General features: G+C 64.4%; 1 pseudogene. It reads right to left on the bottom strand.

The window, feature by feature from the left end:
• Positions 1-362: pseudogene (locus tag AC1D0P_RS32345) on the bottom strand (hypothetical protein); the annotation flags it as partial.

Consider the following 362-nt stretch of genomic DNA (forward strand, 5'->3'; position numbering starts at 1 on the left):
GAAATACGTTGCAGCGCAATTTTCAGGCTGATGAGCTGCTGGTCGAGTTCGGCCAGTTTTTCGCGCTCGGCTTCCACGACGTCCGGATCGGCATTGGCGACGAATTTCTCGTTGCCGAGCTTGGCCGCGGTGCGGGTGATGTCGCTTTCCACCTTGGTTTTGGCCTTTTCGAGTCGCGACTTTTCCGCGGCAACGTCCACCAGGCTGCCGAGCGGCAGGCAGGCGACCGCTTCGCCGAGCACGATCTGCACCACGCCCTTGGGGGCCTCGTCGGCAAAGGAGATCACTTCCACGCGCGCCAGCCGCTTGATGGCGGCATCGTGGCGTTCCGCCCGCGCCCGCGTCGTCGGGCTGGCGTCAAC

Source organism: Polaromonas sp. P1_G2, assembly GCF_056405515.1.